We start from the raw sequence: 13,345 nt of genomic DNA, 5'->3' as shown, positions 1-13,345 counted from the left end.
TTTTCTTGAGCCCACTATGTCTGCCCAAATGTTATCTGCTATTCCTTTAACCTCTCTGTCTGGAGTTGGCGCCAAAGTCGCAGAAAAACTCGCCAAAGTTGGCTTGCATAGCGTTCAAGATCTACTGTTCCACCTTCCTCTTCGTTACGAAGATCGCACTCGCATTTACCCAATAGCCAAGCTGCATGCCGGGCTCTGGGCGGCAGTACAGGGCAAAGTCATGGCTGTCGATACTACTTTCGGCAAACGCAAAATGCTGACAGTAAAAATCAGCGACGGCAATGGCACCATTACTCTACGCTTTTTTAACTTTACTGCCGCGATGAAGAACAATTTCTCAAATGGTAAGTTAGTACACGCTTACGGTGAAATAAAGCGTGGTGGTATGGGCTTAGAGATTGTTCACCCTGATTACAAGTTTTATGTAAGTGAACAAAAGCCGGATGTGGAACAAAGCTTAACCCCCGTTTATCCAACCACCGATGGGTTACGTCAAATCACTTTGCGTAACCTGACGGAACAAGCCTTATCACTCCTCGATAAAGCCGCAGTACAAGAATTGCTGCCTTCTGGTTTGTACAATCACCAGATCACTATGTCGCAAGCATTGCATACGATTCATCGACCGCCTCCAACCATCAATTTGGATGAGTTTGATGAAGGTAAACACCCAGCTCAAATTCGTTTGATCATGGAAGAGTTACTGGCGCAGAACCTCTCTATGTTGGCAGTGCGCAGCAAAGGGCAACAAGACGTGGCATTGCCTTTGGCGTCGTGTGACTCATTGAAAAAGCAGCTACTGGCTCAATTGCCCTTCTCGCCGACCAATGCTCAAGCACGAGTCGTTAAAGAAATTGAAGCTGACTTAGAAAAAACGCACCCAATGATGCGCCTTGTTCAAGGTGACGTAGGCTCGGGGAAAACTTTAGTTGCTGCGCTTGCTGCCGTCAGAGCCATTGAACACGGCTATCAAGTCGCTTTAATGGCACCGACCGAACTGCTCGCCGAGCAGCACGCGATTAACTTCGCCAATTGGTTTGAGAAAATGGGCATTCAGGTCGGTTGGCTGGCGGGCAAATTAAAAGGTAAAGCCAAAGAAGCCGAACTAGCCCGAATTGCCAGTGGTGAAGCGCAAATGGTAGTGGGCACTCACGCCCTTTTCCAAGAACATGTTGAGTTTCATCATCTTGCTTTGGTCATTATTGATGAACAGCACCGCTTTGGTGTCCACCAGCGTTTAGAGCTACGCGAGAAAGGCGCGAAACAAGGCGCTTATCCACATCAGCTCATCATGACAGCAACACCGATTCCGCGAACGTTAGCCATGACAGCTTATGCTGATTTAGAAACGTCGGTGATTGATGAGTTACCACCGGGTCGAACACCAATCCAGACCGTCGCGATTCCAGACACCAAACGCGATGATATCGTCGAACGAGTGCGCAATGCCTGCTTAAACGAAGGCAAACAAGCGTATTGGGTGTGTACCTTGATTGATGAGTCCGAAGTCTTGGAGGCTCAAGCCGCCGCCGATACTGCAGAAGAGCTGCAACGTAAACTGCCTGACGTAAAAATTGGTCTAGTGCACGGACGAATGAAGCCCGCAGAGAAGCAAGCGGTGATGCAGGATTTCAAAGACAACAAGCTGCATTTGCTAGTCGCAACAACAGTGATTGAAGTGGGCGTGGACGTACCCAATTCCAGCCTGATGATCATCGAGAACCCAGAGCGTCTAGGTTTGGCTCAGTTGCACCAGCTTAGAGGTCGTGTTGGTCGAGGTTCAGTGGCGAGCCATTGTGTGTTGCTGTATCACTCGCCACTATCAAAAACCGCCCAAAAACGTTTAGGCGTATTACGAGAAAGCAACGACGGCTTCGTGATTGCACAGAAAGACTTAGAGATTCGTGGACCGGGTGAGCTTCTTGGTACCAAGCAAACTGGCTTGGCAGATTTTAAAATTGCCGACTTAGTGCGAGATCAGCGCTTAATTCCGGAAGTTCAACGCATTGCACGTTACATTCATGACAACTACCCAACGAATGCGACCGCAATTATTGACCGTTGGTTAGGCGAGCGTGACATTTATTCTAAGGCGTAAACGGGCTGCGCCTTAGAAGTATGACGTTTCTTTCACCAATTCGATAACTAAATCACATCTAAATTTCTATTCTATTGATTTTAAATATGTAAAATCAATAACGTTTTATTAACACAACACATAGATGCGTTGTGCTATCGGCTAGGTTAGTTAAGCACTACTGCTAACCTCCACTCTGATAATAAATACGTTTCAAGGAGTAGAAATGAAGAGTACCTGCCTTAGGCTGTTGGCTTCAGCCTGTATTCTAAGTAGTGGTTCAGCATTTGCTGACACCTCAGACATGGCGAAATTGTTCGCTAAAGGGTCGAGCTTTTTTAACCCAAAACTCTCCCCTGATGGTAAATACCTTGGGGTCGAATCCAAAGTGGATGGTAAAGATGCGCTGGTCATTCTCGACGCACAAACAATGAAGCCAACCAACATGCTTCGATTCCCAGACAACGAGCAAGTAGCCGATTATTACTGGGTCAACAATGAGCGCGTTGTCGCTTCAAAAGAAACCTTCACGGGCTGGTTTACTCAACCCTCACCCACAGGTGAATTTGTTGCCGCGAATGTCGACGGTTCTAAAACCGCCTACCTGTTCGGTCCTCAACCACCACAAAGCGGCAGCAGCGTTTCTAAACGAGGCAAAGCCATTCGCGCCTTCGGCATCATGTTAGACCCAATGCCAAATGACGAAAAGCACATGCTGATTGCTGCGATTCCATACAACCGCTCATTTGACATGGAAGAGGAAAAAGACGTCTACAAAGTCAATGTCTACAACGGTCGCGCGACCAAGCAGATGTCCGCCCCTATCAGAAATAGCTATTTCCTAGTTAACCATGATAACCAAGTCGGCTTTGTAACGGGCTCTGGTGATGATCTCAAACTCAAGTCTTTCTATCGCAATGGCAACAAGTGGCAATCCATCGCGACATTAGACAAACTCAATTTAGAAGAACTAACCCCCATTTCCTTCGCCGAAAACAATCATTCGATTTATGCCGCTGCAAGTAAAGACGGCTCACCCCAAGCGATTTACCATGTTGATTTAAAAACAGGAAAATACAAAGAAGTGGTTGCTGGCGAAAAGGTTTCACCACATAACTTTTGGCTTGATCAGCAATCCAAGCAACTGTACGCCATTGAATATGAAAAAGACTATCCAACCTATGCCTTTGTGGACGACAAGCACCCGCTGAGCAAGCAGTTGAAGCAACTACTGGCGACATTTGAAGGTCATCAAGTACGTATTCTTAGCCAAACAGAAAATGGCGATAAATTCATTGCTCTGGCATTTAATGACCGTAATCCCGGCGATTATTACCTATTCAACACCGATCCTGTCGAAGGTCGATACCTTTTCTCTGCACAGAAATGGCACGACCCGAAAAAAATGGCAGAAGTTCGTCCATTTGCTTTCACGGCAAGAGACGGGCAGGAAATCAATGCCTTGCTAACACTTCCACCGGGTAAAGCGGAAAAGGACCTACCTTTGATTGTGAACCCGCACGGTGGACCTCACGGACCGCGTGACTGGTGGGAATTCAATCCAGAGAACCAGTTCTTAGCTCAAAAGGGCTATGCTGTTCTGCAAATCAACTTCCGTGGTAGTGGTGGCTTTGGAGATAATTTTGAAGAACTTGGATACCGTAAATGGGGTACCAATATTCAGTACGACATCATTGATGCCACTCGCCATATCATCAAGCAAGGTATTGCCGATGCCGATCGTATCTGTATTTCTGGCGGTAGCTTTGGTGGCTACAGTGCGCTTCAAAGTGCCATCGTCGAACCGGAACTATTCCAGTGTGCAGTAGGCAGCTTTGGCGTCTATGACCTTGAAATGCTTTACACTGAAGGCGACGTAAAAGACCGCAAGTCAGGCGTTAACTATCTAGAAGAAGTGATCGGTCATGATAAGAAAGAGCTTCAATCTATGTCACCCGTTCATCATGTCGACAAGCTAAAAGCAGACATTATGTTGGTCCACGGAGCCAAAGATGAGCGAGCACCAATTGAACAATTTGACGCCTTAGTGGAAGCGCTCAAAGCGATCAATTATCCGCACAAAACAATGGTGATCGGCGATGAAGGGCACGGATTTTATAATGATGAGCACCAAGCCAAGTACCTTACTCAAATTGGTGAGTTCTTCGATAAACACTTAAAAAACTAAACTCCCAATGTAAAACCTTAAAGGCGATAACCATTCCGTTATCGCCTTTTCTTTTCACCCCAAAGCAAACGTTTGCTTTTTGAATAAATCCCTCTATAATCGCGCTCAAAATTTATGGTGTGCACCTTGTCACATCAAACCAACCTGAGTTGACACTGATTAACAGCAATCACAGGTCATAACGTCAACTCCACCCAGCACTCCCATTCAGCGAGCTCTGGGGCAAGAATTATTGCGACTAGCGAGACAAACATGACAACTTCAAACCGAACTTCGGAACTGGTCTACCAGTTAAACGATCGCCCACCACTACCTCTGACCATTTTTGCTGCACTTCAGCACTTATTGGCGATGTTCGTAGCCGTTATCACCCCTTCTCTGATCATTTGTCAGTCTTTGGGTGTGCCTGCTGACCAAACCAACACCATCATCAGCATGTCGCTGTTTGCATCTGGCGTGTCTTCCTTTATTCAAATTCGTACCTTTGGTCCTATCGGCTCTGGTTTGCTTTCAGTGCAGGGCACCAGCTTTAATTTCCTTGGTCCAATCATTGGTGCGGGTCTTTCTCTTAAAGCTGGCGGCGCGGACATCAGCACCATGATGGCAGCAATTTTCGGTACTATCTTGGTAGCGTCTTTTGCAGAAATCCTGCTATCTCGCGTTTTAGAACACGCACGCCGCATCATCACGCCATTGGTATCTGGCATCGTCGTGACGCTTATCGGTCTGACGCTTATCCAAGTGGGTTTGGTATCAATGGGCGGAGGCTATGCTGCAATGGGCGATGGCTCTTTCGGTAGCCTAGACAAGTTAGCTCTCGCTGGCACAGTACTTGGCTTGATCGTAATCCTTAACCGCTCAAAGAACCCATACCTACGTGTTGCATCAATTGTAATTGCAATGCTGGTTGGCTACGTCATGGCGTACTTCATGGGCATGGTCGACACGTCAACACTGGGCGAAACTGACCTCATCGCACTGCCGATCCCAATGCAATACGGCTTAAGCTTCGACTGGTCGTTGTTTATTCCACTGGTTCTGATTTTCTTCATTACGGCACTAGAAGCAATTGGTGACATTACCGCAACGTCTGAAGTTTCCGGTGAGCCAGTAAAAGGTCCGGTTTACATGAAGCGTATCAAAGGCGGCGTATTGGCAGATGGTCTAAACTCAGCCATTGCTGCGGTATTCAACAGCTTCCCGAACTCTACCTTCAGCCAAAACAACGGCATCATCATGCTCACTGGTGTAGCAAGTCGTTATGTGGGTTACTTCATCTCAGGCATGCTAGTAATTTTGGGGCTGTTCCCGGGCGTGGCAAGCTTTGTTCAGCTGATTCCTGAGCCAGTTCTGGGCGGCGCGACTATCGTGATGTTCGGCACCATTGCCGCAGCGGGCGTACGCATCATCTCTCGTGTCGACCTCGATCGCCGCGCAATCCTAATCATGGCACTGTCATTCTCGATGGGTTTGGGCATTGCACAAAAACCTGAAATTCTGCAATTCATGCCGGAGTTCATTAAGAGCATTTTCTCCACAGGTGTGGCAGCAGGCGGCATCACCGCTATCGTATTGAACCTACTGCTTCCAGAGAAATTGGAAGAAGAAGATGAGCTGGTAGCTCAAGAGATAAAAGAATCCTAACCTTGCCTAGGATGATCGGGGAGCCCAACCTAGTCATAGGTTGGGCTTTTTTATTGGAATCAGTTGAGCGAAGAAAGCTTACTTGGTTGGGAAGCTGATTTGCGCGCTTAACCCGCCTTCACTGCGGTTACGCACCACAACCGAGCCAGAGTGTTGACTGACGATGCGCTTAACAATGGCTAAGCCCAAGCCTGTCCCTTCACTGCCACGAGCAGTATCACCACGAGTAAAAGGTTCAAACAAGCGTGCGATTTGTGATTGCTCAATGCCTGGACCATTGTCTTCAACGCAAACCCACACCAACTGTTTGTCGGCGGTGACGCCCGTACTGATTTTCACCCAGCCATTACCATAACGCAGAGCATTAACCACAAGGTTACTCACCGCGCGTTTAATCGCGATTGGACTGCCTTTCGCGGTTGGCATCGTAGGATTGAGGTCAGTTTCGATTTCGACTTCATAACCCCCTTCCGACGTTGCTACATCGCTGGTAATGGTATTGATGTCCACCTGCTCAAACGACTCTTTATTTACTGGCTTGAGGTAGTCCATAAACTGACTGATGATCTCGTTACACTCTTCGGTATCACTGATGATGCCTTCGGCTAAGTAACTGTCTTCAGGTGACATCATTTCTGTCGCAAGGCGAATACGCGTCAGCGGCGTGCGTAAGTCGTGGCTGATGCCTGCCATCAGTAGCGCACGATCTTCTTCCAGTTCTTGAATGCCTTTCGACATCTGGTTGAATGCGCGAGTTACAGAGCGGATTTCTGAAGCACCTTTCTCTGGCAATGGCGGCGGAATTTCACCTCGACCTACTCCTTTCGCGGCTTTTTCTAGCGCAATCAAAGGTCGGTTTTGCAAGCGGATAAACAACCAGCCACCAGCAATGATCAGAAGCGCCATGATCAAGCTGTTACGGAACAGCGGAGCAAAATCTTCTTCTTGCAATTCAGAGAGCGGAATACGGATGATGGAGTTCGGCAACTGATCGATACGCATCCACAGAATGTAGCTTTCACTGCCAAGCAGCAAACGCACTTCCGTTGGTGAGCCGAGCTCTTGCGTCATCTCTTCCGACATCAAATCAATCGACATCGCATGATTGAACTCATTCATCATCTCGCTATCGACGCTATGTACCGTCACGCCCAAGTTTTCCAGCAGTTGATGACGGAGTGGCGCATCGGACTTGAGTAAACCATCTTCATCGAGCACTAGATTCAATTCGTGAGCGAGAATTTTGTTGAACTGCTGCAAACTTGGCATCAACGCGTAGTTAAAAACGGCGTAGTAAGAAAAGACTTGGCTAGCGAGAAGCAAAGAGATGAACAGCAGAATGGATTGTGTAAATGAACTTCGGATTCGCATGGAGAGTTCCTAATGGACTGTTCCTAGTGAACAACATTAATTGCGAGTTTCCAGCCCTCAAACAGGAAGGGGGTTTGAGGGTGGAATATGAGCAGCCGAGTATTATCGGCAGACCTTAGAGGTAATTACGCTTCTTTGCCGTCTGGGACGAACACGTAACCTAAGCCCCATACCGTTTGGATGTAGCGCGGCTTGCTTGGATCATCCTCTAGCATACGGCGTAGACGCGAGATTTGAACGTCGATAGAACGCTCCATCGCTGAGTATTCACGACCACGAGCCATATTCATCAGCTTATCGCGCGACATCGGCTCACGAGCGTTGGTCACAAGCGCTTTCAGCACCGCGAATTCACCCGACGTCAGTGGCATCGCTTCATCACCACGGAACATTTCACGCGTACCGAGGTTCAGACGGAAGTCACCGAACTCAACCACTTTCTCTTCCGTGCTTGGCGCACCTGGCAGTTCAACCGTTTGGCGGCGAAGTACTGCTTTAATACGAGCTAGCAGTTCACGCGGGTTGAACGGCTTTGGTAAGTAATCGTCTGCACCTACTTCAAGACCAACGATACGATCAACTTCATCGCCTTTCGCCGTCAGCATAAGGATAGGTAGCATGTTGTTGGCGTGACGTAGACGACGACAAATCGATAAGCCATCTTCGCCCGGCAACATTAAATCCAGCACCATAAGGTGGAAGTTTTCACGGGTCAGAAGACGATCCATCTGCTCGCCGTTAGCGACACTTCTCACCTGAAAACCTTGCTCAGAAAGGTAACGCTCCAAAAGAGCACGCAAACGAGCATCGTCATCAACCACTAATATTTTATGATTTTCCTGCATTGAAACATCCTTTCAGAGGCATCTATAGTCAAAAATGTATCACTGTTTTTTCAAACGTGCTTGTGCAAATTGTTACTCTTTTTATCTTAGCCACGGTTTTGATGATTTATTTCGACGTTTCGCATTATTTTTCTTCTCACCACAACAATTTACAGTCAGACAAAATCAAGGCTAATATGATCAACAGAATCCAATAACGGCTGATTTACTTCTAATGAAAACCAATTTAATTACCCGTGAAGGCTACAATCGCCTAAAAACCGAACTCGACTTTTTATGGCGAGAAGAACGCCCAGAAGTCACCAAAAAAGTCACTTGGGCAGCAAGCTTGGGCGACCGAAGCGAAAACGCAGATTATCAGTACAACAAAAAACGCCTGCGTGAAATTGACCGTCGTGTCAGATACTTACGTAAGCGCCTAGAGCAAGTCAAAGTGGTGGATTACTCACCTCAGCAAGAAGGCAAAGTGTTCTTTGGTGCTTGGGTGGAAATTGAGAATGAAGCGGGCGATGTGAAGAATTTCCGCATCGTTGGTCCTGATGAAATCTATGGTGATGCGAAAGGCTATATCTCGATTGATTCCCCAATGGCTCGTGCACTACTAAAAAAAGAAGTCGATGACGAATTCGCAGTAAGAACGCCGGAAGGCTACAAAGAATGGTTTATCAACAGCATTCGCTACCAAGCCGAACAACATTGATTCTGCAACCGGATAAAAGAAAGCCGCACTTTTTAGTGCGGCTTTTGCGTTTTAAGGTACCAATCTTGAGGATTACTCTTCGTAGTCTGGCTTCTCGGTCACAATGTAGTTGGTATCGCTGGCAACGATCGCACCGTGCTTCAAGAAGTTCTTACCTAGAATCATGCTGTAATGGAAGCGGCTACGATCTTGCAAGTTAACGCGAATCTTCTTCTCCAGTTCACCCAGCTTAACGTGCATTTCCACCACCGGACGTACGTTGGCTTTCTCACCTTTCTTGGCTTTGATGCGCATCACGTCAACAACGGGCTTGGTAAATTCTTTCTTCATGCCGCTGTCGTTCTCGTAGGTGAAGCTCACCATGTCTTTACCATCTTTCTCGAACTGCTTGATGTTATGAGCATTAATTGAGCTCACATCCGCGCCCGTATCCAATTTCACAGGGAAAGACATGCCTTCCACTTCCGCCACCTCAATGTGACCCGCTCTAAACAACGGGCGCGCATCTAGTAAGTGGTCTGCACGTGTATTTAGCAATACGCCGCCTTTCGCCATGTTATGTCCAAAGACAAAGAACGGCTGTGCTTGATCGTCTTTCTCCAGTACATCAATGGCAAATTCGATACTCTTCTCTTCATCACCAAACAGGAAGTCACCTTCGACGACTGGGCGAACCGAATCTCCCACTTTGAGCTTCTTCAATACGCGTTTAGTGATTTTCTCTTCCTTGCCGTTCGCGCTTGGCAGATAGAAGGTCACCACTTCTTTCTTGTCTTTTTCCGTCAATTCAAAGCCATCGACACGCAACAGCGGCGTTTTCACCGCGAAAGTTGGATACGCAGGCAGTACATGACCATCAATGTTGACTGACTCTTCTGGTGAGATAACCAATGGCTTAGATTTCAGAGCATTCTTAAATGACTTTTCAACACCACCGAGCAAGTTCTCTTTGTCGGTATCGATCACGAAGTGTTGGCTTGCCACGTCTTTGCCCAGACGGATTTGTGAGCTGAAGCCGCTGCGATCACGCAGGTATACCAGCCATTGTTGCGTCTCGGTTTCGCTCACTTGCACCGGAAGGTAAACCAAAGGGCGCTCACTCTTGCTGGTTTTCAACATACGCACGAGTGGCAATGTCATTGGGTGACGCTTACCGTTTTCGCCTTCAAGGGTGAAAGAAACTTGTTTTTTCTTCTTATCGACTTTGATGTTCAGCGCATGTACGTTGGTGTAACGACTGGTGGTCGAAATGCTTACCTTGTATGGCACCCCCTCCACTTCCACCGTTTCTTTCTTGCCGATCATCTGCGCCTTTTGTTGCTCTTGCAGGTAATCGTAACCAGCAAACACCCACGCGTTGTTATCGAGGTAAGTCTTACCAATCAAGATAGGTGCTGAGAATTGAGTACGCTTGGTCAGGTTGACCACGGTGTCTACAGTGTGCCCTGCAATGGTCATCGGCATTTTCACTGTCGGACGTAAAATTGGTTTTTCACTGGTACGACTACGGATCGCACTGATGCGTTCAAGATCATCAGTGATCTTAATTTCTTTACCTGTGTACGGATGATGAATAGTGAAGCTCACGGTGACTTGATACGGCTCGAAGCTATCGGCATCCCATTTGGCTTTGGTGCCGCCAAGATCATCAATGATGGCCCACATCAGCTTGTCATCTTTAAGGCTCTTGTATTCAGGATTACTACTGCTAACGTGGATGTTTTCTGCGTGCATTGAGGTGGTATCTGCACCGGTATCAATCTTACCGATAAAAGGCACATCGCTTAGCTCAGGAATTTCGCTGTAGTAAACACTCTCTACTCGCCCCAATACGACTTTATCATCAAGTTGGTAAATCGGATTTTGAGTGGTCGCGGAAAGTGTTTGCGACCAAGCGAGCGGTGTCGCCAATAAGGCACCAGAGAGCGCCAAAGCCAAAGACATTTTCTTCATCATTATTTTCCGTATGAGCTAAGGTACAGGGTTAGTCGATAACCAAATGTATAAGTTCTCAATTTACTTACAGTTTTGACACAAATCTGACTGATGTCCACCAGCGCTCGGTAAATTTTCGCGTGACTAGTTTAAAACATTGCAAATTCCATGAATGACCCCAATGTTCTATACACAACCAATACCTAAACAGAATTAAAGAGAATACACGGATGAGCCAAGCTATCTGTCGCATGATTGCTCAAGAGCTGAATGTTCGCCCTGAGCAAGTCAACGCTGCTGTAACCCTTATCGATGACGGTAACACGGTCCCATTTATTGCACGTTACCGTAAAGAGGTAACAGGCGGACTTGATGATACCCAACTGCGTACTCTAGACAGCCGTCTGTCTTACCTTCGTGAGCTTGATGATCGTCGTCAAACCATCCTGAAGTCGATCCAAGAACAAGGCAAACTTACACCAGAGCTAGAACAAGAGATCACTCAGGCAGACAGCAAAACTCGTCTTGAAGACTTGTACTTACCTTACAAACCAAAGCGTCGCACCAAAGGTCAGATCGCGATTGAAGCGGGTCTTGAGCCACTTGCAGACCAGCTTTGGAATCATCCGCAAACTGAGCCAGAAAGCGAAGCAAGCAAATACCTTGATGCAGACAAAGGCGTGGCAGACACCAAAGCCGCACTGGATGGCGCTCGCGCAATCATCATGGAACGCATCGCGGAAGACGCAAACCTACTGGAGAAAATCCGTGGTCACCTAAACCGCAATGCGGAAATGGGTGCTCGCGTCGTTGAAGGCAAAGAGCAAGAAGGTGAGAAGTTTAAAGATTACTTCAACCACAACGAACCATTAAGCAAAGTACCATCGCACCGCGCACTGGCAATGCTACGTGGTCGTAACGAAGGCTTCCTGACATTGGCAATGAATGCCGATCCAGAACAGGAAGAAGGCGCGCGTCAGTCTTACTGCGAAACGATTATCGCTGACCACTACGGCGTGACACTTAGCAGCGCACCTGCGGATACGTGGCGTAAGCAAGTGATCAGCTGGGCATGGCGCATCAAAGTATCGATGCACATGGAAACCGAGCTAATGGGCGCAATGAAAGAGCGCGCAGAAATCGAAGCGATTGAAGTATTTGCCACTAACCTAAAAGACTTGTTGATGGCAGCACCGGCAGGTCCTCGCGCAACACTTGGTCTCGATCCGGGTCTGCGTACAGGCTCGAAGATCGCTATTGTCGATCCGACTGGTAAGGTGCTTGCAACCGAAACCATCTACCCTCACCCACCACAAAAGCAATACGACAAATCAGCACAAATCGTTGATCAGTTAGTACGCAAGTACAATGTGGATTTAATTGCGATCGGCAACGGCACGGCTTCACGTGAAACCGACAGCTTTGTCGCCGACGTCATCAAACGTGGCAACCTGAAAGTTCAGAAAATCATCGTGAGTGAAGCGGGTGCATCGGTGTACTCAGCGTCTGAGCTTGCAGCAAAAGAATTCCCAAATATGGACGTGTCTCTGCGTGGTGCGGTGTCGATTGCCCGTCGCCTGCAAGACCCACTGGCTGAGCTAGTGAAAATCGATCCTAAATCAATTGGCGTGGGTCAGTACCAGCATGATGTTAGCCAATCTATGCTGGCAAAACGCCTAGATGCGATTGTGGAAGACTGTGTAAACGCGGTCGGCGTAGACGTGAATACCGCTTCTGCAGCGCTACTGACGCGCGTAGCGGGCTTGTCGAGCACCATCGCGCAGAACATTGTCGACTTCCGTGATGAAAACGGTCGTTTCGAAGCACGTACGACCTTGAAGAAAGTGCCTCGCTTGGGTCCTAAGGCGTTCGAGCAGTGTGCAGGTTTCCTACGTATTATGGATGGTAAGAACCCTCTTGATGCGTCTGCGGTTCACCCAGAAGCGTACCCAGTGGTAAAAGCGATCTCTGAGAAGAACAACAAAGACATCAAAGCACTGATTGGTGATTCAAGCTTCCTAAAAGGTCTGCATGCGGTCGATTACACCGACGATAACTTCGGTGTGCCAACCATTACAGACATCATCAAAGAGCTAGATAAGCCGGGTCGTGACCCGCGTCCAGAATTCAAAACGGCGACGTTTGCAGAAGGCGTAAACTCGGTATCTGACTTGGAACCAGGCATGATTCTAGAAGGCGTGGTGTCTAACGTAGCCAACTTCGGTGCCTTCGTTGATATCGGCGTTCACCAAGACGGTCTCGTACATATCTCTGCACTGACAGACCGCTTTGTGTCTGATCCACGTGAAGTGGTGAAGGCGGGCGACATCGTTAAAGTAAAAGTGATGGAAGTGGACGTGCAGCGCAAGCGTATTGGTTTATCGATGCGTATGAACGACGAGCCGGGTCAAGACAACCGCAGCCAACGCTCATCAGCAGCACCGCGTCGTAATGACCAACCGCAACGTCGTCAGCCTCGCCGTGATGACTCGTCATCTAACAGCGCGATGGGCGGTGCTTTTGCAGCAGCGTTTGCTAAAGCGAAAAAGTAATCTCGCCTAGGCTTCACCGCTAGCTCGTTTTCA

The 13,345-nt window shown here is 47.9% G+C and carries 8 protein-coding genes; 5 read left to right on the top strand and 3 right to left on the bottom strand.

Going from position 1 to position 13,345, the window contains the following annotated elements; translation table 11 throughout:
• Positions 1-16: 16 nt before the first annotated feature.
• From recG to J4N44_RS00670, 3 genes are all read left to right on the top strand, one after another.
• Positions 17-2,098, top strand: coding sequence for an ATP-dependent DNA helicase RecG (gene recG / locus J4N44_RS00680; RefSeq protein ID WP_017189969.1), 2,082 nt, complete (start codon positions 17-19; stop codon positions 2,096-2,098).
• Between the two features lie 205 nt (positions 2,099-2,303).
• The gene (locus J4N44_RS00675) at positions 2,304-4,265 is read left to right on the top strand and encodes a S9 family peptidase (RefSeq protein ID WP_252044748.1); all 1,962 of its coding nucleotides are present in this window, start codon (positions 2,304-2,306) and stop codon (positions 4,263-4,265) included.
• 252 nt (positions 4,266-4,517) lie between these two features.
• Complete coding sequence (locus J4N44_RS00670) at positions 4,518-5,909, top strand: uracil-xanthine permease family protein (RefSeq protein ID WP_252044745.1); 1,392 nt, start codon at positions 4,518-4,520, stop codon at positions 5,907-5,909.
• Positions 5,910-5,987: 78 nt separating this feature from the next.
• Here the strand turns inward: J4N44_RS00670 and envZ are convergent, their stop codons facing one another.
• Both envZ and ompR read right to left on the bottom strand, forming a co-directional pair.
• Entirely contained in the window at positions 5,988-7,280 is a 1,293-nt protein-coding gene (gene envZ / locus J4N44_RS00665; protein ID WP_005448471.1) for a two-component system sensor histidine kinase EnvZ, read from the bottom strand.
• A 125-nt stretch (positions 7,281-7,405) separates the two neighbouring features.
• Positions 7,406-8,125 carry an osmolarity response regulator transcription factor OmpR gene (gene ompR, locus J4N44_RS00660; protein ID WP_005430151.1) on the bottom strand — a complete coding sequence of 240 codons (720 nt, stop codon included), beginning with the start codon at positions 8,123-8,125 and terminating at the stop codon, positions 7,406-7,408.
• A 214-nt stretch (positions 8,126-8,339) separates the two neighbouring features.
• Here ompR and greB point away from each other — a divergent pair, with 214 nt between their 5' ends.
• A complete protein-coding gene (gene greB / locus J4N44_RS00655; protein ID WP_009698970.1) occupies positions 8,340-8,825 on the top strand; it encodes a transcription elongation factor GreB in 486 nt (161 codons plus the stop codon).
• Positions 8,826-8,897: 72 nt separating this feature from the next.
• Here greB and J4N44_RS00650 read toward each other — a convergent pair whose 3' ends face one another.
• Positions 8,898-10,781 carry a putative ATP-dependent zinc protease gene (locus tag J4N44_RS00650; protein WP_009698971.1) on the bottom strand — a complete coding sequence of 628 codons (1,884 nt, stop codon included), beginning with the start codon at positions 10,779-10,781 and terminating at the stop codon, positions 8,898-8,900.
• Between the two features lie 209 nt (positions 10,782-10,990).
• Between J4N44_RS00650 and J4N44_RS00645 the strand changes: the two genes are divergently transcribed.
• Positions 10,991-13,312, top strand: coding sequence for a Tex family protein (locus J4N44_RS00645; protein ID WP_017189965.1), 2,322 nt, complete (start codon positions 10,991-10,993; stop codon positions 13,310-13,312).
• Positions 13,313-13,345 lie beyond the last annotated feature (33 nt).

The organism is Vibrio sp. SCSIO 43155 (genome assembly GCF_023716605.1).
Taxonomy (GTDB): Bacteria; Pseudomonadota; Gammaproteobacteria; order Enterobacterales; family Vibrionaceae; genus Vibrio; species Vibrio harveyi.
This window is presented reverse-complemented; position numbering and strand designations above follow the sequence as displayed.

What these genes read in the sequence shown, in the direction of transcription:
- envZ (WP_005448471.1), bottom strand. Translation starts at nt 7,280, where the DNA reads ATGCGAATCCGAAGTTCATTTACACAATCCATTCTGCTGTTCATCTCT.
- greB (WP_009698970.1), top strand. Translation starts at nt 8,340, where the DNA reads ATGAAAACCAATTTAATTACCCGTGAAGGCTACAATCGCCTAAAAACC.
- recG (WP_017189969.1), top strand. Translation starts at nt 17, where the DNA reads ATGTCTGCCCAAATGTTATCTGCTATTCCTTTAACCTCTCTGTCTGGA.
- J4N44_RS00650 (WP_009698971.1), bottom strand. Translation starts at nt 10,781, where the DNA reads ATGATGAAGAAAATGTCTTTGGCTTTGGCGCTCTCTGGTGCCTTATTG.
- J4N44_RS00645 (WP_017189965.1), top strand. Translation starts at nt 10,991, where the DNA reads ATGAGCCAAGCTATCTGTCGCATGATTGCTCAAGAGCTGAATGTTCGC.
- J4N44_RS00675 (WP_252044748.1), top strand. Translation starts at nt 2,304, where the DNA reads ATGAAGAGTACCTGCCTTAGGCTGTTGGCTTCAGCCTGTATTCTAAGT.
- J4N44_RS00670 (WP_252044745.1), top strand. Translation starts at nt 4,518, where the DNA reads ATGACAACTTCAAACCGAACTTCGGAACTGGTCTACCAGTTAAACGAT.
- ompR (WP_005430151.1), bottom strand. Translation starts at nt 8,125, where the DNA reads ATGCAGGAAAATCATAAAATATTAGTGGTTGATGACGATGCTCGTTTG.